Consider the following 18507-nt stretch of genomic DNA (forward strand, 5'->3'; position numbering starts at 1 on the left):
GCGGCCGGCGGCGTCGGCTCAGTCAGTTCGGTCGGCTCGGTCAGTTCGGTCGGCTCGGTCGTCCTCGGGCCGCCCGCGCCGCGGACGGCGGGGCGGGATCGGCTTCACGGCCTCGACGTCGGCCACCCCGACCGCGACCTCGGGTGCGCCGGGGGAGCGGTCGGGGCGCACCCGCAGGCCGTCGTCGGCGACGGACGTGAGGATCCCCACGACGTCCGTCCACCGCGCCCCGCTCGCGGCGGCCTCGGCCGGCGACAGCCGGCGGCGCACGACGACGCGCGCGCCGACCGGCAGCCGCGTCCAGCCGGGCGGGCCGGCGGGCGGCTCGGCAGGCGGCCCGGCGGGAGGGACGGCAGGTGGGACGGCTGACGGCGGAGGCACCACGTCAGCGATACTAGAGTTGGCCGCGCGGGCCACGTGCCCGCGCCGGTATCGCCGAAGAAGCATCGAGCCCCCGCGCCCCGCTCTCCAGGGCGCGCCCTCGTCACCTGGAAGGTAGCCCGCAGTGACCTACGTGATCGCTCAGCCGTGCGTCGACGTCAAGGACAAGGCGTGCATCGAGGAGTGTCCCGTGGACTGCATCTACGAGGGCTCGCGGTCGCTCTACATCCACCCGGACGAGTGCGTGGACTGCGGCGCGTGCGAGCCGGTGTGCCCGGTCGAGGCCATCTACTACGAGGACGACGTCCCCGAGCAGTGGAAGGACTACTACCGCGCCAACGTCGAGTTCTTCGACGACCTGGGCTCCCCGGGCGGCGCCGCGAAGATGGGGGTCATCGAGAAGGACGACCCCATGATCGCCGCCCTGCCGCCCCAGGCCTGATGGGCTTCGCGGACCTCAGCGCCCTGCCCTACCCCTGGGACACGCTGGGGGACGTGCGGGCCACGGCCCACGACCACCCCGGCGGGGTGGTCGACCTGTCGATCGGCACGCCCGTCGACCCGACGCCCGCCGTGGTGCGCGACGCGCTCGCCGCGGCGTCCGACGCCCACGGCTACCCGCTGACGCACGGCACGCCGGCCCTGCGCGCGGCCGTCGCCGGCTGGTTCGCCCGGCGCCGCGGCGTCCCGGGCCTCGACCCGGCGGCGGTGCTGCCCACCGTGGGCTCCAAGGAGCTCGTCGGGCTGCTCCCGTCGCTGCTGGGGCTGGGGCCGGGCGACGTCGTGGTGCACCCGGCGGTCGCGTACCCGACCTACGACGTCGGGGCGCGGCTGGCGGGCGCGACGCCCCTGGCCACGGACGACGTCGACGCCTGGGCGGGGCGCGACGACGTGCGCCTGGTGTGGGTCAACTCGCCGGGCAACCCGACGGGCGAGGTCGCCGACGTCGCGCACCTGCGCCGCGTCGTGGAGGCCGCGCGCGCGATCGGCGCCGTCGTCGTGGGCGACGAGTGCTACGCGGAGCTGCCGTGGGCGGACGCCTGGGTGGGCGACGACGGCGTCTCCCGCGTGCCGAGCCTGCTCGACCCGCGGGTCGCCGGCGACAGCCACGACGGCCTGCTCGTGGCGTACTCCCTGTCGAAGCAGTCCAACGTGGCCGGGTACCGCGCCGCGTTCGTGGCGGGCGACCCGGCCCTGGTCGAGGGGTTGCTGGCGACCCGCAAGCACCTCGGCATGATCGTGCCCGCGCCGGTCCAGGCGGCGATGACCGCCGCGCTCGGCGACGACGCGCACGTGGTCGCGCAGCGCGAGGTGTACCGCCGTCGTCGCGCGGCCCTGCTGGGGGCGCTCGAGGCCGCGGGGTTCGTCGTCGACGGCTCCGAGGCGGGCCTCTACCTGTGGGCGCGTCCCGCGGAGGTGCCCACCGGCGCCGGGGCGGGTGCCCCGGACCCGGTCCCGGCCGGCGCGACGTCGCGCGAGCTCGCCGCATGGTTCGCCCGCCGCGGCATCCTCGTCGGGCCGGGGGAGTTCTACGGCGCCGCGGGGGAGCGGCACGTCCGGGTCGCGCTGACCGCGCCCGACGATTCCGTGGCGGAGGCTGTGGCCCGCATCACACCTGCGTGACTGCCCGGATGGCTGGGGATGAGCAGGGGATTGGAACACCTTGGTGTTGAGGGGTAGGTTCGACCGCAGGCCGCGGTAGCCCTGGAGGACGCCACGGCCGGCGTGCCCCGGGCCGCCCCCGTCCCAGAGTCACGAGTCACGCGCTCTCCGTCCCCGTCGCCGGGTGCCGGTGGGCCCGTCACGGAAGGAAGACATGACGTCCACCACGCCTGCCGCAGGCACCTCGGGCGACACCGCCTCGGTCGAGCTCGTCGTCGACGGCACCGCCCGGCAGCTGCCCGTCGTCCCCGCCACGGAGGGCAACGACGGCATCGTCGTGTCGTCCCTGCTCAAGGACACCGGCCTGGTCACCGTCGACCCGGGCTTCACCAACACCGCGTCGTGCGAGTCGGCGATCACGTACATCGACGGCGACCAGGGCATCCTGCGCTACCGCGGGTACCCGATCGAGCAGCTCGCGGACTCGTCCACCTTCCTCGAGGTGGCCTACCTGCTGATCCACGGCGAGCTGCCGTCGGCGACGGAGCTGTCGGCGTTCGAGGAGCGGGTCAACCGCCACACGCTCGTGCCCGAGGGCTTCCGCGCGTTCCTCTCGTCGTTCCCGCGCGGCGGGCACCCGATGTCGATCCTCGCGTCGGCCGTCAACGCGCTCCCGACGTACTACCCGGAGTCGCTGGACCCGCACGACCCGGAGGCCGTCGAGCTCGCCACCGTGCTGATCCTCGCGAAGATCCGCACCATCACGTCGTACCTGCACCGCGCCACGCGCGACGAGCCGCTCATGTACCCGGACTACGCCCGCGGCTACGTGGACGACTTCCTGCGCATGACGTTCTCGCGGCCCTACGAGCAGTGGGAGTCCGACCCGGTGCTCGTGTCCGCCATGGACAAGCTGCTCATCCTGCACGCCGACCACGAGCAGAACTGCTCCACGTCCACCGTGCGCATCGTCGGCTCGTCGAACGCGACGCTGTACGCGTCCGTCGCCGCCGGCATCAACGCCCTCTCCGGCCCGTCGCACGGTGGCGCCAACGAGGCCGTGCTCACGATGCTCGAGAGCATCCGCAGCGGCGACGACTCCGTCGAGACCTTCATGAAGAAGGTCAAGAACAAGGAGGACGGCGTCCGGCTCATGGGCTTCGGCCACCGCGTCTACAAGAGCTACGACCCGCGTGCCGCGATCGTCAAGAAGCACGCCGACGCCGTGCTCGGCCAGCTCGGTGCCAAGGACGAGCTCCTCGACATCGCCCGCGGGCTCGAGGAGATCGCCCTGTCGGACGACTACTTCGTGCAGCGCAAGCTGTACCCGAACGTCGACTTCTACACCGGCCTCATCTACAAGGCCATGGGCTTCTCGCCGGCCATGTTCACGCCGCTGTTCGCGCTGGGCCGCATGCCCGGCTGGATCGCCCAGTGGCGCGAGATGATGCACGACCCGCAGACCAAGATCGGCCGCCCACGGCAGGTCTACACGGGCCCCACCGAGCGCGACTACGTGGCGCTCGGGCAGCGCTGAGGCGCCGCCGCACCGCTGACGCAGACCGTCAGCCCGCCGTCAGGACGATCGTGACCTGGCCGCCGGGCTGGCGGTCTTCGTCGTCCACGGCCGACCAGGTGCCGTCGGCGCGCGACCACGCCCGGCCCCCCGCGCGGACCTCCTCCGCGCCGGTCGACGCCGCCGTCGCGACCGCCCAGTGGGCGACGGCCCAGGTCGCGAGCTCCCCGTCGAGCGGTACGGCCGTCGCGTCCACGCGCACCCGCTGCCCGTCGTCGCCGGCCGCGCGCACGGCGTCGGCGGGCAGGCCGAGGTCCCGCGCCGCGAGCTCGGTCAGCGCGGCCCGCGCCGCGTCGCCGGTCGGGGCGTCGGTCTCCGCCGCCGGCGGGAGCGTGCACGTGACGGCGCCGGGGGAGTGCCCCGTGAGCGCGGACGCCCAGGCGCGCGACCGGGACTCGTGCTGGGCGTACGCCTCGGGGAACCCGGAGCGCTGCACGGCCTGCGCGGCGTCGGTGATCTCCATGTCCTGGTAGCCGTCGACCTCGACGAGGCCGTCGTAGAAGGCGCCGGTCGAGTACACGGGGTCCATGATCTGCTCGGGCGTCCCCCAGCCCTGCGACGGGCGCTGCTGGAACAGGCCGAGCGAGTCCCGGTCGCCGTAGTCGATGTTCACGAGGCGCGACTCCTGCAGCGCGGTCGCCAGCGCGATCGTCGCCGCCCGGCCGGGCAGGCCGCGCTGCACGGACGTGCCGACCACCAGCGCGGCGTTCTCCGCCTGCACGGGCGTGAGGTACCAGGAGGTGCCGTCCAGCGCGGCGGCGCAGCGCGCCGGCTCGGGCGGGCTCGTGCGGTCGAGGAACCACACCACGCCCGCGGTCGCGCCGACCCCGACCACGAGGACGGCGGCGACGGTGGCGGCCGCCGTGCGCCGCACGCGCCGCCGCCGGCGTTCCTCGCGGCTCGTCATCGTGGTCTCGTGGTCGGGTCGGCGCGGGGTGCTCAGTTCGCGTGCAGCGCGGCGTTGAGCTCGATGCCCACGCCGCCGCGCTCCAGCACCTCGACGGTGCCGGTGCGGGAGTTGCGGCGGAAGAGCAGGTTGTCGCGGCCCGCCAGGTCGCGGGCCTTGACGACGAGCGGGTCGCCGTCGGCCCCCATCTCGCCGAGCACGGTGACCTTCGTGCCGGCGGTGAGGTAGAGGCCGGCCTCGACCACGCAGTCGTCGCCGAGCGGGATGCCCAGGCCGGCGTTGGCGCCCAGCAGGGAGCGCTCGCCCACGCGGATGACCTCCTTGCCGCCCCCGGACAGCGTGCCCATGATCGACGCGCCACCACCGACGTCGGACCCGTCGCCCACGACGACCCCCGCGGAGATGCGGCCCTCGACCATCGACGCGCCGAGCGTGCCGGCGTTGAAGTTCACGAAGCCCTCGTGCATGACCGTGGTGCCGGCGGCGAGGTGCGCGCCCAGGCGCACGCGGTCGGCGTCGGCGATGCGCACGCCCGCGGGGACGACGTAGTCGACCATGCGCGGGAACTTGTCGATGCCGTACACGGTGACGGCCCGGCCGGAGTCGGCGCGCAGGCGCAGGCGGGTGGCCTCGAAGCCCTCGACGGAGCACGGGCCGTGCGACGTCCACACCACGTTGGTCAGCACGCCGAACAGGCCGTCGAGGTTCGCGCCGTGCGGCTCGACCAGGCGGTGCGAGAGCAGGTGCAGGCGCAGGTACGCGTCGGCGGTGTCCGCCGGCGGGGCGTCGAGGTCGATGACCGTGCGCACGACGACGACGTCCACCCGGCGCGCGTCGTCGCGCTCGGTGAGCGCGTCGAGCTCGACCGGGATGTCGACGTCCGACTCCGGCGGCGCACCCAGCACGGGGGCGGGGTACCAGACGTCGAGCGTCGTGCCGTCGTCGGCGACCGTGGCGAGACCGAGGCCCCAGGCGGGGCGGGAGGAGGCAGGCGTCGTCATGCGCCCAGCGTAGTCGGCGGGTCTGCCACGATGGTGCGCGTGACCACGGACCGTACAGCCGCTCCCGCCGCCGACCTCGACCGCCTCCTCGACACGCTGCTCGACCCGGCGACGGTCGCGTCCTCGGACCTCGTCGACCTGCTGGCCGCGGTGTGCGACGTGCCGTCGGTCTCGGGCGACGAGGCGGCGCTCGCGGACGCCGTGGAGCGCGTGCTGCGCGCCCAGCCGCACCTGGAGGTGCTGCGCGACGGCGACGCGCTCGTGGCGCGCACGCGGCTCGGCCGCGACCGGCGCGTGGTCATCGCCGGGCACCTCGACACCGTGCCGCTCACCGAGCCCGCCAACCTCCCGACCCGGCGGGAGACCGCGCAGGACGGGACGGTCGAGCTGTGGGGCCGCGGCACCGTCGACATGAAGGGCGGCGTGGCGATCGCCCTCGCCCTCGCCGTCGAGCTCGGCCGCGCCGGCGCGGAGCCCGTGCACGACGTCACGTACGTCTTCTACGACCACGAGGAGGTCGAGGCCTCCCTCAGCGGGCTCGGCCGGCTGGTGCGGAACCACCCCGAGGCGCTCGCGGGCGACTTCGCGATCCTGGGGGAGTCCAGCAACAACGGCATCGAGGGCGGCTGCAACGGCACGCTGCGCGTCGAGGTGCGCACCCGCGGCGTCGCCGCGCACTCCGCCCGCGCCTGGGCGGGCGTCAACGCGATCCACGCGGCCGCCCCGGTGCTGGCGCGGCTCGCCGCGTACGAGGCCCGCGAGGTCGAGGTGGACGGCCTGGTCTACCGGGAGAGCCTCGGCGCGGTCGGCATCCGCGGCGGCATCGCGGGCAACGTCGTGCCGGACGCCTGCACCGTCACCGTCAACTACCGCTTCGCGCCGTCCCTGGACGTCGCGGGGGCGGAGGCGCACGTCCGGGAGCTGTTCGAGGGCTTCGAGGTGGTCGTCACGGACGCGGCGCCGGGCGCCCGACCGGGCCTCGACGACCCGCTGGTGGCCGACTTCGCGGCCGCCGTCCAGGCCGCCACGGGCACCGAGCCGAAGCCCAAGTACGGCTGGACGGACGTGGCGCGGTTCGCCGAGCTGGGCATCCCCGCCGTGAACTTCGGCCCCGGCGACCCGGTGCTCGCGCACAAGGACGACGAGCGGCTGCCCGTCGCGCGCCTCGCGGTCGGCCGCGACGCCCTGCGCGCCTGGCTCCTGGGCGCCTAGGCTCGTGGCATGACGCGAGCGACGAACACTCCAGGCGGCCCGGGCACCGGCCGCGGCGACGACGGGGTGCCCGAGAAGGGGCGCGGCTACCGCAAGGGACCCGTGCTCCTGCGGGGGAAGGAGATCCCCGCCCAGACCACCGACCAGCGCCTCCTGTCCGGCGGGGGAGACTCCGACTGGGTGCACTCCGACCCGTGGCGCGTGATGCGGATCCAGTCGGAGTTCGTCGAGGGCTTCGGCGCGCTCGCCGAGGTGGGGCCGGCGGTCTCGGTGTTCGGCTCGGCGCGCACGTCGCCCGACCACCCGGACTACGGGCTCGCCGTCGAGGTGGGCCGGCTCCTGGCGGAGGCCGGGTACGCGGTCATGACAGGCGGCGGCCCCGGGATCATGGAGGCCGCGAACGCCGGCGCGCACAAGGCGGGCGGCACGTCCATCGGCCTCGGCATCGAGCTGCCGTTCGAGCAGGGCATGAACGAGCACGTCAACCTCGGGGTGAACTTCCGCTACTTCTTCGCCCGCAAGACGATGTTCGTCAAGTACGCGCAGGGCTTCATCGTGCTACCGGGCGGGTTCGGCACCTTCGACGAGCTGTTCGAGGCCCTCACCCTCGTCCAGACGCACAAGGTCACCGAGTTCCCCATCGTGCTCGTCGGCGCCGACTACTGGGGCGGCCTGCTCGAGTGGCTGCGGACCGCCGTCGCGGACCGCGGCATGATCGGTCCGCACGACCTCGACCTGATGCACCTGACGGACTCGCCCGCCGAGGCGGTCCAGTACGTCGTCGAGCGTGGGCACGTGCTCGCGGCGCGCGCCACCGCCGACGGCTCGTGACGGGCCCGGCGGGCCCGCCGCCCGCGGGGACGCCCCTGGTGCTGCGCGGGCGCGAGGTCGGCCGCGGGGCCGACGGCGCGCTGCGGCCGGTGGTGATGGCCATCGTCAACCGCACCACGGACTCCTTCTACGCGCCGGCCCGCAAGCCCGACGAGGGCGCCGCGCTCGCCGCCGCGCACCAGGCCTGGGCGGACGGCGCGCAGATCCTCGACGTGGGCGGGGTCCGGGCCGGCGTCGGCCCCGAGGTCGGCGAGGCGGAGGAGATCGACCGCGTCGTCCCGTTCGTCGCGCGGCTGCGCGAGCAGGTCCCGGACCTGCTCGTGTCGGTCGACACCTGGCGGGCCGGCGTCGCCCGCGAGGTGGTCGCGGCCGGCGCGGACCTCGTGAACGACACCTGGGCGGGCCACGACCCCGGGCTGGTCGAGGTCGCCGGCGCGGCGGGCGTCGGCGTCGTCTGCTCGCACACGGGCGGGGCCGTGCCGCGCACCGACCCCTACCGCGTCGAGTACCCGCCGACGCCGGGCGCGGGCGGCGACCCGCGCGACGGCGTCCTCGACGACGCGGTCGCGACGCTGCGCGCGGCGGCCGCGCGGGCGGTGGCGTGCGGCGTGCCGCCACGCTCCGTCCTGGTGGACCCGACGCACGACTTCGGCAAGAACACCTGGCACTCGCTGCACCTCCTGCGCCGCACGGAGGCGCTCGCCGGGCTGGGCTACCCGCTGCTCATGGCGCTCAGCCGCAAGGACTTCGTGGGGGAGACGCTGGGGCTCGGCCCCGACGACCGCCTCGACGGCACGCTGGCCGCCACGGCCCTCGCCGCCTGGATGGGGGCGACCGTCTTCCGGGCGCACGACGTCGTCGCCACCCGGCGCGTGCTCGACCTGGTCGCGGCCGTGCGCGACGAGGCGCCCCCGCACGCCGTGCTGCGTGGGCTGGCCTGACGGTCCCCGGTCTCGCCAGTCGATCGCAGGCGTCCGGGGTGTGGAAGTCAGGGGCAGGTTCTGAACTAGAATGGTGGGGCACGCCACCGCCCGCTCCCGCCGACCGGCGGACAGCGGGCAGGGGCAGGCCGAGGAACCGGACAACGGAATGGAGAGCCACAGATGGCTGCGATGAAGCCGCGGACGGGCGACGGGCCGCTGGAGGTCACCAAGGAAGGACGCGGCATCGTCATGCGGGTCCCGCTCGAGGGGGGCGGCCGTCTGGTCGTGGAGCTGAACGCCACCGAGGCGACCGAGCTGGGCGAGGCGCTCCAGGCCGTCGTCGCCTGACGACGGGGGACGCGACAGACGCGGCGAGCGCGGGGCGGACGCCCCGCGCTCGTTCCTTTTGTGCCCGTGTCGCGCCCGTGTCGTGCCCGTGTCCTGGTCGCGCGGCCGGTTCAGCGCCGCACGGCGAGCAGCAGCCCGTCCCCGGAGGGCGTGAGCGCCGAGACCACCCGGTCGTCGGCGCGCAGGGAGCGGCCGACGTCGCGCACCACGGTGGTGACCTCGTCGCGGCGAGCCGGGTCGGGCACGCGCCCGCCGTGCAGGGCGCCGTCGACGGCGAGCACGCCCCCGGGGCGCAGCAGCCGCAGCCCGGCCTCGACGTACTCGGGGTAGGCGTGCGGGTCGGCCCCGACGAGCACCAGGTCGTACGCGCCGTCGGTGAGGCGCGGCAGGACGTCCGCAGGGCGTCCCGGGATGGTCCGCGTGCGGGCCGGCCGGATCCCCGCCTCGGCGAACGCCCGCTTCGCCGCCCGCTGGTGCTCGAGCTCCGCGTCGATCGTCGTGAGGACGCCGTCCGCGGGCATGCCGCGCAGCATCCACAGGGCGGCGACCCCCGTGCCCGTGCCGACCTCGACCACGGCCCGCGCGCCGAGGGAGGCGGCCACCACCTGCAGGAGCGCGCCGGTGCCCGGCGAGGCCGCGTGGCAGCCCAGCTCCGCGGCGCGCTCGCGGGCGCGCAGCAGCACGTCGTCCTCGGGGACGAAGGCCTCGCTGTAGGCCCAGGCAGCGGTGCGGCCGCTGCGGGCGTCGACGTCGGTGCTGATGGCGGGTCCTCCACGGCGGGGTCGCCGGCGGGGCGGCCGGCGCGGGGTGATGCTGCGGTGATCGTACGCGGGAACGTCGAGGCGTGCCCGGACGTTGCCGTGGGACGATGGTGATGATGACGACCGACCCCGCTCCCGTGCAGGACGTGCCCGAGGCCCCCGCCGAGGCGGCCTTCGGTGCGCCCGAGGACGCCGCCTGGACGCCCCCCACGTGGGACGAGATCGTGCGCGAGCACTCGGCGCGCGTCTACCGGCTCGCGTACCGGCTGAGCGGCAACCGGCAGGACGCCGAGGACCTGACCCAGGAGACGTTCCTGCGCGTCTTCCGCTCGCTGTCCAGCTACACCCCGGGCACGTTCGAGGGCTGGCTGCACCGCATCACGACCAACCTCTTCCTCGACCAGGTCCGCCGGCGCAAGCGCATCCGCATGGAGGCCATGGGCGACGACGCCGCCCGGGTGGCCGCGCCGGAGGACCACGGCCGACCCGAGCGGGGCTTCGAGCACGCGAACCTGGACCACGACGTGCAGGCCGCGCTCGACGCGCTGCGCCCCGAGTACCGCGCCGCCGTCGTGCTCTGCGACATCGAGGGCCTCAGCTACGAGGAGATCGCCGTCACGCTGGGCATCAAGCTCGGCACGGTCCGCTCCCGCATCCACCGGGCCCGCGCGCAGCTCCGCGACGCGCTGGAGCACCGTCGCGCGGAGGTGACGGCGCGGGACGCGAGCGGTGGGGTGGCGTCGTGACGGGCTACACCGGGAGCGGCCACCTCGGGCCGTGGGTGAGCGACCTCGCCGACGGCCAGCTCGACGTCGCGTCGACCGAGCGCGCGCTCGTGCACGTCGCGGGCTGCGAGCGCTGCGCCGCGGAGCTCGACGCCGCCCGGGCGGCGCACCGCGCCCTCGCCGGGGCCTGCGACGTGGCGCCCGACCCGGCGCTCACGGACCGGCTGCTGGCGCTGTCCGCCTCGATCCCCTCGACGGCGGGCGACCCGCTGCGCGACCGCGGCACCGCGGTCGGCTGGGAGCGGCCCGCCGCCTGGGCCCCGACGCTCTCCGGGCAGCTCGGTGCGCGCCGCCGGCACCGCACGCGGCGCCTCGTCGCCGTCGGCGCGGGCGGGGTGGGCGTGCTCGGTGTGGCGCTCTTCGTGCTGGGCCAGGTCCCGGTCGTGAGCCCTGACCCGTCGCGGGCCGCCGCCCTCACGCTGCTGGCGGGCGCCGAGCCGGTCGGCGCGGGGGACGCGGCCGCCGCGCGCGCGAGCACCGCGGCGTCGCTGGTGTGGCTGTCCGAGCACGGCTGGGCCGCCCCCTCGGCGCTGCCCACTGGCTACGCCATCACCGCCCTGCGCGGCGACGGCTGCACCGCGACCGACGGGTCGTCCACCGGATCGGTGGAGCTGGACGTGTCCGGGCCGGACGGCAACGCCGTCGTGTGCCTGCGCCAGGGCCGGCTCGCGGACCTGGAGGCGGCCGCCGTCGGCGGCACGAGCGTCGCCGGGTCGGGCGCCCTCGAGGTGCGCGACCACGACCTGCGCGTGCTGTCGAGCGACCCGTGGCACGTCGCCTGGCAGTCCGGCGACACGGCGTTCGACCTCGCGTCCGACCTCCCCGCCGACGCGCTCGCCGAGCTCGTCGCCGCGTTCCCGGGCACCTCGACGGGCGACGACGCCGGCGTGCTGGACGAGATCTCCCGCGGCTGGACCACCATGACAGGAGCCCTCTGGCGCCGATGACCGCACCGTCCCGCCCCGACGACGACGACCTGTTCGCCCCGCCCGAGCCGCCGGCGCACCCCGCGGAGCCGGCGCCGCCCGTCGTGCCGGTCGTCCCCGCCCTCCCCGCGTCGCCGTTCCCGCCGACGCTGTCCTCGACGCCCTCGGGCGTGCCGCCCCGGCCCGCCGCGGAGCACGCCGGGCCTGCCGCGGACCACGGCGAGCCGACGGCGACCGCGCTCGGCACGGTGCGCGCCCCCGTCGCGGCGTCGGCGCGCCGCCGCCGCCCGGGCACGGCCGCCGTCGTGGCGCTCGCCCTGGTGGCGGGCGCCGTGGGCGGCTTCGCGGGCGGACGGATCTCCGACGCGTTCGACGACGGTCGGCCCACGGACGCGGCGCTGCCGACGTCCGGCACGGGGAACGCGGCGACGGGTGCCTCCGCGGGGGCCGCGCGCCCCGACGGGTCGGTCGCCGCGCTCGCCGCGGACGTCCTCCCGAGCGTCGTGTCGATCCAGGTGACGGGCGCCGACGGCGTGTCGACCGGCTCCGGGTTCGTGCTGCGCGAGGACGGCTACATCCTCACGAACAACCACGTCGTCGCACCGACGGGCGGCAAGGGCTCGGCCCGCGTGACCTTCTCGGACGGGCGCGAGCGCGACGCGAAGGTCGTCGGGCGCACCGCGGACTACGACCTCGCCGTGATCAAGGTGGACGAGGACGGGCTGGAGCCGCTCGTCCTCGGCGACTCCGACGAGGTGGTCGTCGGCGACCCGGTGCTCGCCGTGGGCGCGCCCCTGGGCCTGGACTCGACCGTGACGACCGGGATCGTCAGCGCGCTGCACCGGCCGGTGCAGGCGGGCGACGAGACCGGGGGAGCGACCACCGCGTTCATCGACGCGATCCAGACCGACGCCGCGATCAACCCGGGGAACTCCGGCGGGCCGCTGATCGACGCCGACGGCGAGGTCGTGGGGATCAACTCGGCGATCGCGCAGCCCCCGGGCGCGCTGGCCGCCACCGGCAACATCGGCCTCGGCTTCGCGATCCCTTCGGCGCAGGCGCGGCACACGGCCGAGCAGCTCATCGAGTCCGGGCACGCCACCTACCCGGTGATCGGGGCCCTGCTCGACACGTCGTACGCGGGCGAGGGCGTGAAGGTCTCCGACGCCTCCCGGCAGGGGCAGGCGGCGGTGACCCCCGACGGCCCCGCCGACCGCGCGGGCATCCGGCCCGGCGACGTGATCCTCTCGGTGGACGGCAGGCCTGTGACCATGAGCGACGCGCTCATCGTGGCCATCCGCGCGCGCCAGCCGGGCGACGCGGTGACGCTGCGCGTGCGCACCGACGGGCAGGAGCGCGACGTGCGCGTCGTGCTGCAGGAGCGCGAGTCCGAGTGACGTCCGGGACCAGGTCCTGGCGCGACGTCCACAGCACCGCCCGCGGGCGTTAGGCTGCTCCCGTGTTCGACATCAACGGCGGTGAGTTCCTCATCATCGTGGTGCTCGCCGTCCTGCTGATCGGACCCGAGCGCCTCCCCGGGTACGCCGCCCAGCTCGCGTCCTTCGTGAAGCGCGGTCGGAGCATGCTCCGGGACGCGAAGGAGCGGGTGGACACCGAGCTCGGGCCGGAGTTCCAGGACGTGGACTGGTCCAAGCTGGACCCCCGCCAGTACGACCCGCGCCGCATCGTGCGCGAGGCGCTGATGGACGACGACGACGACGTCCCCGCGCGGGCACCCGCCCCGGCCGCGGCCGCCGCGGCGACCGCGGGCACGGCCGGCGGTGCCGCGGGCTCCGCCGCGACCAGCACCTCGGACCAGGCGGCGGTCACGGTGCCGGCCCCGTTCGACGACGAGGCCACGTAGCGGTCTCGCCGCGGCCCCGTCCTCCTGGACCGGTTTTCGACCGACCCGGACGACCTGCCACAATGGACGCCATGCCCGACGTCGCCACCTCACCGTCCCCGGAGCGCGGAGCGTCCGCGCCGGGGCTGCCCCGCATCTTCTCCGGCATGCAGCCGACCGACGGGTCGTTGCACCTCGGGAACTACCTGGGCGCGCTGGCCCAGTGGGTGGCCCTCCAGGACGGCCACGAGGCGCTGTACTGCGTCGTCGACCTGCACGCCCTGACGGTGAACCCGGACCCGGCGTCGCTGCGCGAGCGCACCCGCCGCACGGCCGCGCAGTACCTCGCGGGCGGCATCGACCCCGAGCGCTCGATCCTGTTCGTCCAGTCGCACGTGGCCGAGCACGCGGAGCTCGCGTGGCTCCTGTCGTGCCAGACCGGCTTCGGCGAGGCCGGCCGGATGACGCAGTTCAAGGACAAGTCGGCCAAGCAGGGCTCGGACGGCACCACCGTGGGCCTGTTCACGTACCCGGTGCTCATGGCCGCCGACATCCTCCTGTACGACACGGCGCTGGTGCCGGTCGGCGAGGACCAGCGCCAGCACCTCGAGCTCACCCGCGACCTCGCGACGCGGCTGAACGCCCGCTTCGGCGAGGGCACGGCCGTCGTTCCCGAGGCGCACATCGTCAAGGCCGTGGCGAAGATCCAGGACCTGCAGGAGCCCACGGCCAAGATGAGCAAGTCGAACGCGGGCGGCAAGGGCGTCGTCTGGCTGCTCGAGGACCCGAAGAAGGCCGTCAAGGCGATCAAGTCCGCCGTCACGGACGCGGACGAGTCCTACGGCGTGCGCTACGACCCGGTCGCCAAGCCGGGCATCTCCAACCTGCTCACGATCTTCTCGGCCGTCACGGGCCGCGGCGTCGACGAGATCGCCGCCGAGTACGACGGCCGTGGCTACGGCTACCTCAAGGTGGACCTGGCCGACGCCGTCGTCGCCTTCCTCGAGCCGTTCCAGACGCGGGCCCAGACCTACCTGGCGGACCCGGCGCAGCTCGACAAGGTGCTGGCCGACGGCGCGGAGCGCGCGCGGGACATCGCGCGCCCGGTGCTCGACCGGGTCTACGACCGGTTCGGCCTGCTGCCGCGAGGCGCCCGGTGAACTTCCCAGACCGCGGGCCTGCCCAGGTGCGGATCGGTGTCGCCATCGCGGTGCCCGAGCCGTACGGGACGCAGCTCCAGGAGGCGCGGGCGCGGCTCGGCGACCCGCTGGCGAACGCCATCCCGCCGCACATCACGGTGATCGGCCCCACGGTGGTCGACGAGTCGCTGCTCGACGCCGTGGCGGAGCACCTGGAGAAGGTGGCGTCGGAGACGGCGCCCTTCCGGGTGCACCTGCGCGGGGCGGGCACCTTCCGCCCGATCTCGCCGGTCGTGTTCGTGTCGCTGGCCGAGGGCATCGCGGAGTGCGAGCAGCTCGAGACGGCCGCCCGGTCGGGCGTGCTGGCGCAGGACCTGCGGTTCAACTACCACCCGCACGTCACCGTCGCCCACGAGGTCACCGAGGCCGACCTGGACCGCGCCTTCGTCGAGATGGCCGACTTCGACGGGGTGTTCGAGGTGGACCGCCTGTGGCAGTACGAGCACGGCGACGACGGCGTGTGGCGTCCGCAACGCTCGTTCCGGCTCGCGGGGGAGCATTCGGCTCCCTAGGGTCGCGTCTGTGAACGACCGACTCGTGCAGGCCAAGAGCCGGTCCGTCGTCGCGTACCAGTGGTTCAAGAGCCTCCGGCCCGTCCGGGCGTGGTACTGGTACGTCGACCGGCGCGGAGCCCTCCTGTGCGGCGGCATCGCCTACACGGCCATCTTCTCCCTCTTCGCCGCCCTGACGATCGGCTTCACCGTGTTCTCGCGGGTGCTGGCGGGGCGGCCGGAGCTGCAGGAGGAGGTCTTCGAGCAGATCAACGACTGGCTCCCCGGCCTCATCAAGACGAGCCCGGACTCGACGGGCGTCCTCACGCCCAGCGACCTGGTGCTCACCTCCGCGGTCTCGTGGGCCAGCGTCATCGCCGCCGTCGTCTTCCTCTGGACCGCGATCGGGTTCATGCGCGCCCTGCGCATCTCGGTGCGGTCGATGTTCGACCAGCCCGTGGTGGGTGTCAGCCCCGTGCTGTCGAAGGTCTGGGAGCTGCTGGGCTTCGTCATCCTCGGCGCGATGATCGTGGCCTCCGCCGCGGCGAGCATCCTGTCGCAGACGTTCAGCCGTCAGGTCGAGGAGCTGTTCGGGACGTCGTTCCTCGTGGCCCAGCTCACCGCGCTCGGGACGGCCGCGGTCGGGGTCGTGCTCGACGCCCTGCTGGTGTACCTCGTGGTGCGGGTGGTGGCCCGGGTCCGCCCAAGGCGCCGCCGGGACTTCGTCCTCGGGTGCCTCGCGGCCGGCGTCGTCGCGGGGGCGCTGCGGTGGGCGGGGACGTCGGTCGTGGCCGCCGGCGCGGAGCGCAACGCCTTCCTCGCGGCGTTCGCGGGCCTCGTGACCGTGCTCGTGCTGGTGAACTTCGTCGCGCGGGTGCTGCTGCTGATGTGCGCGTGGATCTACGACCCGCCCCGGCTGGACGAGATCGCGCACGCGGAGGCGGAGGTCGCCGCGATGCGGGACGCCGCGGAGATCGAGCGCGTGGTGCGCCGCGGCCAGGGGTCCGGAAAGCCGTGGAGCCCCGTCGTACGCGGGGTACGACGGGGCTCCTACGCCATGCGGATGTCGAGCGTCCGCCGGGTCGGCCGCAGGGGCCGGGGGGTCAGAACGCGCGCGTGATCATGGCGCGCTTGACCTCCTGGATGGCCTTGGTGACCTCGATGCCGCGAGGGCAGGCCTCGGTGCAGTTGAAGGTCGTGCGGCAGCGCCACACGCCCTCCTTGTCGTTGAGGATCTCCAGGCGCTGCGTGGCGCCCTCGTCGCGGCTGTCGAAGATGAACCGGTGCGCGTTGACGATCGCGGCCGGGCCGAAGTACTGCCCGTCGGTCCAGAACACCGGGCAGGACGACGTGCACGCGGCGCACAGGATGCACTTGGTGGTGTCGTCGAAGCGCTCGCGGTCCTCGGCGGACTGGAGCCGCTCGCGGGTCGGCTCGTTCCCGGACGTGATGAGGAACGGCATGATCTCGCGGTAGGAGGCGAAGAACGGCTCCATGTCGACCACGAGGTCCTTGACCACGGGCAGGCCCTTGATGGGCTCGACCGTGATCGGCTTGTCCGGGTTGATGTCCTTGAGGAGCGTCTTGCAGGCCAGGCGGTTGCGGCCGTTGATGCGCATCGCGTCGGAGCCGCACACGCCGTGGGCGCAGGACCGGCGGAACGTCAGGCTCCCGTCCTGCTCCCACTTGATCTTGTGCAGCGCGTCGAGCACGCGGTCCGTGCCGTGCACCTGGACGGTGAAGTCGTCCCAGGTCGACTCCTCGCCGTGCTCCGACTCGGGGTTGTACCGCCGGACACGGAGCGTGACCTCGAAGCTGGGGATCGCACCGGCCTTCGGCTCGGTGGCGGGGTTCTCGAGAACAGCAGTCATCAGTACTTCCGCTCCATCGGCTCGTAGCGCGTCTGGGTGACGGGCTTGGACCCGAGGACGACCTTGTAGTCCCCGAAGTCCTCGACGTGGTCGAAGTAGCCCGCGACGTGCCCGTCGGCGGCGTCGGAGGCCGACGTCGGACGGCGGTACGCCATCGTGTGCAGCATGTAGTTGGCGTCGTCCCGCGCGGGGAAGTCCTCGCGGTAGTGGCCGCCGCGCGACTCCTTGCGGTTGATCGCCGCGACGACGGTCACCTCGGCGATGTCCAGCAGGAAGCCGAGCTCGATCGCCTCGAGCAGGTCCGTGTTGAACAGCTTGCCCTTGTCCTGCACGGAGACGTTCCGGTACCGCTTCTGCAGCTCGCGGATCTCCGCCAGGGCCTCGTTCAGCGAGTCGCCGGTGCGGAAGACCTGCGCGTTCGCGTCCATGGTCTCCTGGAGCGCCCTGCGGACCTCGGCCACGCGCTCGCCGTCGGGCCGGTCGCGCATCTCCGCGAGCTGGGCCTCGACGCGGGCGGACGGGGCCTCCGGGAGCTCCGCGTGCTGCGCGACCGTCTTGGCGTAGGCGGCGGCGGAGCGGCCGGCGCGCTTGCCGAAGACGTTGATGTCGAGCAGCGAGTTGGTGCCCAGGCGGTTCGAGCCGTGCACGGACACGCACGCGACCTCGCCCGCGGCGTAGAGGCCCTTGACGACGTTGTGGCTGTCGCGGAGCACCTCGCCCTGGATGTTGGTCGGGACGCCGCCCATCGCGTAGTGCGCCGTGGGGTACACGGGCACCGGCTCGGTGTAGGGCTCGATGCCCAGGTAGGTCCGCGCGAACTCCGTGATGTCCGGGAGCTTCGCGTCGATGTGCGCGGGCTCCAGGTGCGTCAGGTCGAGCAGCACGTAGTCCTTGTTGGGGCCGGCGCCGCGGCCCTCGCGCACCTCGTTGGCCATCGACCGGGCGACGATGTCACGCGGCGCGAGGTCCTTGATGGTGGGGGCGTAGCGCTCCATGAAGCGCTCGCCCTCCGAGTTGCGCAGGATGCCGCCCTCGCCGCGGGCCGCCTCCGAGAGGAGGATCCCGAGGCCGGCGAGGCCTGTCGGGTGGAACTGGAAGAACTCCATGTCCTCGAGCGGCAGGCCGCGGCGGTAGGCCAGCGCCATGCCGTCGCCCGTGAGGGTGTGCGCGTTCGACGTGGTCTTGAAGATCTTGCCCGCGCCGCCGGTGGCGAAGATGATCGCCTTCGCCTGGAAGATGTGGATCTCGCCGCTGGCCAGGTCGTAGGCCACGACGCCCGTCGCGTTGACCTCGGCGCCGTCGGCCAGGTCCTCGGTGGTGAGGTCGTGGTCGGTGAGCAGGTCGAGCACGTAGAACTCGTTGTAGAACTCCACCTGCTGCTTCACGCAGTTCTGGTAGAGCGTCTGCAGGATCATGTGGCCGGTGCGGTCCGCGGCGTAGCAGGCGCGGCGCACCGCGGCCTGGCCGTGCTCGCGCGTGTGCCCGCCGAACCGGCGCTGGTCGATGCGACCCTCGGGCGTGCGGTTGAACGGCAGGCCCATCTTCTCCAGGTCGAGGACCGAGTCGATGGCCTCCTTCGCGAGGATCTCCGCAGCGTCCTGGTCGACCAGGTAGTCACCGCCCTTGACGGTGTCGAACGTGTGCCACTCCCAGTTGTCCTCCTCGACGTTCGCGAGGGCCGCCGCCATGCCGCCCTGGGCGGCACCGGTGTGGGAGCGGGTGGGGTAGAGCTTCGAGATGACGGCGGTGCGGGCCTCGCCGGAGGCCTCCAGCGCCGCGCGCATGCCGGCGCCGCCTGCGCCGACGATGACGACGTCGTACTGATGTGTCTGCATCGGGGGAGCCAGTCC

20 protein-coding genes are annotated in these 18507 nt (G+C 74.2%); 14 read left to right on the forward strand and 6 right to left on the reverse strand.

Translation table 11 applies throughout. The features are described from left to right. Positions 1-18: 18 nt before the first annotated feature. Entirely contained in the window at positions 19-384 is a 366-nt protein-coding gene (locus ACFU9A_RS09020) for a hypothetical protein (RefSeq protein WP_430574895.1), read from the reverse strand. A 121-nt stretch (positions 385-505) separates the two neighbouring features. Between ACFU9A_RS09020 and fdxA the strand changes: the two genes are divergently transcribed. The 3 genes from fdxA to ACFU9A_RS09035 all read left to right on the forward strand — a co-directional run bounded on the left by fdxA (position 506) and on the right by ACFU9A_RS09035 (position 3520). Beyond that, complete coding sequence (fdxA, locus tag ACFU9A_RS09025; RefSeq protein ID WP_416342121.1) at positions 506-823, forward strand: ferredoxin; 318 nt, start codon at positions 506-508, stop codon at positions 821-823. Next, positions 823-2004 carry a succinyldiaminopimelate transaminase gene (gene dapC, locus ACFU9A_RS09030; RefSeq protein ID WP_430574896.1) on the forward strand — a complete coding sequence of 394 codons (1182 nt, stop codon included), beginning with the start codon at positions 823-825 and terminating at the stop codon, positions 2002-2004. The genes fdxA and dapC overlap by 1 nt, the downstream gene beginning before the upstream one ends. A 193-nt stretch (positions 2005-2197) precedes the next feature. Beyond that, on the forward strand, positions 2198-3520 hold the full coding sequence (locus tag ACFU9A_RS09035; RefSeq protein ID WP_430574897.1) for a citrate synthase: 1323 nt from the start codon (positions 2198-2200) through the stop codon (positions 3518-3520). Between the two features lie 28 nt (positions 3521-3548). On the opposite strand, the gene ACFU9A_RS09040 is transcribed toward ACFU9A_RS09035, so the two are convergent. Continuing rightward, positions 3549-4466, reverse strand: a complete 918-nt coding sequence (locus ACFU9A_RS09040) for a hypothetical protein (protein WP_430574898.1) — start codon at positions 4464-4466, stop codon at positions 3549-3551. A 32-nt stretch (positions 4467-4498) separates the two neighbouring features. After that, positions 4499-5467: a 2,3,4,5-tetrahydropyridine-2,6-dicarboxylate N-succinyltransferase gene (gene dapD, locus ACFU9A_RS09045; RefSeq protein ID WP_430574899.1), complete on the reverse strand. Its 969-nt coding sequence runs from the start codon at positions 5465-5467 to the stop codon at positions 4499-4501. A 30-nt stretch (positions 5468-5497) separates the two neighbouring features. On the opposite strand from dapD, the gene dapE reads away from it, so the two are divergent. The 4 genes from dapE to ACFU9A_RS09065 all read left to right on the forward strand — a co-directional run bounded on the left by dapE (position 5498) and on the right by ACFU9A_RS09065 (position 8781). Further along, entirely contained in the window at positions 5498-6679 is a 1182-nt protein-coding gene (gene dapE, locus ACFU9A_RS09050; RefSeq protein ID WP_430574900.1) for a succinyl-diaminopimelate desuccinylase, read from the forward strand. A gap of 9 nt (positions 6680-6688) precedes the next feature. Next, entirely contained in the window at positions 6689-7510 is an 822-nt protein-coding gene (locus ACFU9A_RS09055) for a TIGR00730 family Rossman fold protein (protein WP_430574901.1), read from the forward strand. Continuing rightward, positions 7507-8451, forward strand: coding sequence for a dihydropteroate synthase (gene folP / locus ACFU9A_RS09060; protein ID WP_430574902.1), 945 nt, complete (start codon positions 7507-7509; stop codon positions 8449-8451). Before ACFU9A_RS09055 ends, folP begins: the two co-directional genes overlap by 4 nt. A 162-nt stretch (positions 8452-8613) precedes the next feature. Then, positions 8614-8781 carry a DUF3117 domain-containing protein gene (locus ACFU9A_RS09065; RefSeq protein ID WP_111249454.1) on the forward strand — a complete coding sequence of 56 codons (168 nt, stop codon included), beginning with the start codon at positions 8614-8616 and terminating at the stop codon, positions 8779-8781. Positions 8782-8891: 110 nt separating this feature from the next. Here the strand turns inward: ACFU9A_RS09065 and ACFU9A_RS09070 are convergent, their stop codons facing one another. Next, on the reverse strand, positions 8892-9464 hold the full coding sequence (locus ACFU9A_RS09070) for an O-methyltransferase (RefSeq protein WP_430574903.1): 573 nt from the start codon (positions 9462-9464) through the stop codon (positions 8892-8894). Between the two features lie 194 nt (positions 9465-9658). Between ACFU9A_RS09070 and sigE the strand changes: the two genes are divergently transcribed. The 7 genes from sigE (at position 9659) to ACFU9A_RS09105 (ending at position 15906) form a co-directional block, all read left to right on the forward strand. Then, entirely contained in the window at positions 9659-10288 is a 630-nt protein-coding gene (gene sigE, locus ACFU9A_RS09075; RefSeq protein WP_430574904.1) for an RNA polymerase sigma factor SigE, read from the forward strand. Beyond that, positions 10285-11274, forward strand: a complete 990-nt coding sequence (locus ACFU9A_RS09080; protein ID WP_430574905.1) for a zf-HC2 domain-containing protein — start codon at positions 10285-10287, stop codon at positions 11272-11274. Before sigE ends, ACFU9A_RS09080 begins: the two co-directional genes overlap by 4 nt. Continuing rightward, positions 11271-12650 (forward strand): S1C family serine protease, encoded by a 1380-nt coding sequence (locus ACFU9A_RS09085; RefSeq protein WP_430574906.1) that lies wholly within the window; start codon positions 11271-11273, stop codon positions 12648-12650. Before ACFU9A_RS09080 ends, ACFU9A_RS09085 begins: the two co-directional genes overlap by 4 nt. 62 nt (positions 12651-12712) lie before the next feature. After that, positions 12713-13117 carry a Sec-independent protein translocase TatB gene (locus ACFU9A_RS09090; RefSeq protein ID WP_430574907.1) on the forward strand — a complete coding sequence of 135 codons (405 nt, stop codon included), beginning with the start codon at positions 12713-12715 and terminating at the stop codon, positions 13115-13117. Between the two features lie 71 nt (positions 13118-13188). Beyond that, positions 13189-14256 carry a tryptophan--tRNA ligase gene (gene trpS / locus ACFU9A_RS09095; protein WP_430574908.1) on the forward strand — a complete coding sequence of 356 codons (1068 nt, stop codon included), beginning with the start codon at positions 13189-13191 and terminating at the stop codon, positions 14254-14256. After that, positions 14253-14807 carry a 2'-5' RNA ligase family protein gene (locus ACFU9A_RS09100; RefSeq protein ID WP_430574909.1) on the forward strand — a complete coding sequence of 185 codons (555 nt, stop codon included), beginning with the start codon at positions 14253-14255 and terminating at the stop codon, positions 14805-14807. The genes trpS and ACFU9A_RS09100 overlap by 4 nt, the downstream gene beginning before the upstream one ends. A gap of 10 nt (positions 14808-14817) precedes the next feature. After that, on the forward strand, positions 14818-15906 hold the full coding sequence (locus tag ACFU9A_RS09105) for a YihY/virulence factor BrkB family protein (protein WP_430574910.1): 1089 nt from the start codon (positions 14818-14820) through the stop codon (positions 15904-15906). On the opposite strand, the gene ACFU9A_RS09110 is transcribed toward ACFU9A_RS09105, so the two are convergent. Further along, a complete protein-coding gene (locus ACFU9A_RS09110) occupies positions 15890-16657 on the reverse strand; it encodes a succinate dehydrogenase iron-sulfur subunit (protein WP_430574911.1) in 768 nt (255 codons plus the stop codon). The two genes, ACFU9A_RS09105 and ACFU9A_RS09110, sit on opposite strands and share 17 nt — an antisense overlap. Continuing rightward, positions 16657-18492, reverse strand: a complete 1836-nt coding sequence (gene sdhA, locus ACFU9A_RS09115) for a succinate dehydrogenase flavoprotein subunit (protein WP_430574912.1) — start codon at positions 18490-18492, stop codon at positions 16657-16659. Before sdhA ends, ACFU9A_RS09110 begins: the two co-directional genes overlap by 1 nt. Positions 18493-18507 lie beyond the last annotated feature (15 nt).

The sequence above is a fragment of the Isoptericola sp. NPDC057653 genome (genome assembly GCF_042799955.1).
In the GTDB taxonomy this organism is placed as follows: Bacteria; Actinomycetota; Actinomycetes; order Actinomycetales; family Cellulomonadaceae; genus Isoptericola.

Bases quoted from the DNA above. Each gene is read 5' to 3' on its own strand.
- ACFU9A_RS09085 (WP_430574906.1), top strand. From the start codon at position 11,271: ATGACCGCACCGTCCCGCCCCGACGACGACGACCTGTTCGCCCCGCCC.
- dapD (WP_430574899.1), bottom strand. From the start codon at position 5,467: ATGACGACGCCTGCCTCCTCCCGCCCCGCCTGGGGCCTCGGTCTCGCC.
- dapC (WP_430574896.1), top strand. From the start codon at position 823: ATGGGCTTCGCGGACCTCAGCGCCCTGCCCTACCCCTGGGACACGCTG.
- sigE (WP_430574904.1), top strand. From the start codon at position 9,659: ATGACGACCGACCCCGCTCCCGTGCAGGACGTGCCCGAGGCCCCCGCC.
- ACFU9A_RS09035 (WP_430574897.1), top strand. From the start codon at position 2,198: ATGACGTCCACCACGCCTGCCGCAGGCACCTCGGGCGACACCGCCTCG.
- ACFU9A_RS09040 (WP_430574898.1), bottom strand. From the start codon at position 4,466: ATGACGAGCCGCGAGGAACGCCGGCGGCGGCGCGTGCGGCGCACGGCG.
- sdhA (WP_430574912.1), bottom strand. From the start codon at position 18,492: ATGCAGACACATCAGTACGACGTCGTCATCGTCGGCGCAGGCGGCGCC.
- dapE (WP_430574900.1), top strand. From the start codon at position 5,498: ATGGTGCGCGTGACCACGGACCGTACAGCCGCTCCCGCCGCCGACCTC.
- trpS (WP_430574908.1), top strand. From the start codon at position 13,189: ATGCCCGACGTCGCCACCTCACCGTCCCCGGAGCGCGGAGCGTCCGCG.
- ACFU9A_RS09055 (WP_430574901.1), top strand. From the start codon at position 6,689: ATGACGCGAGCGACGAACACTCCAGGCGGCCCGGGCACCGGCCGCGGC.
- ACFU9A_RS09065 (WP_111249454.1), top strand. From the start codon at position 8,614: ATGGCTGCGATGAAGCCGCGGACGGGCGACGGGCCGCTGGAGGTCACC.
- ACFU9A_RS09110 (WP_430574911.1), bottom strand. From the start codon at position 16,657: ATGACTGCTGTTCTCGAGAACCCCGCCACCGAGCCGAAGGCCGGTGCG.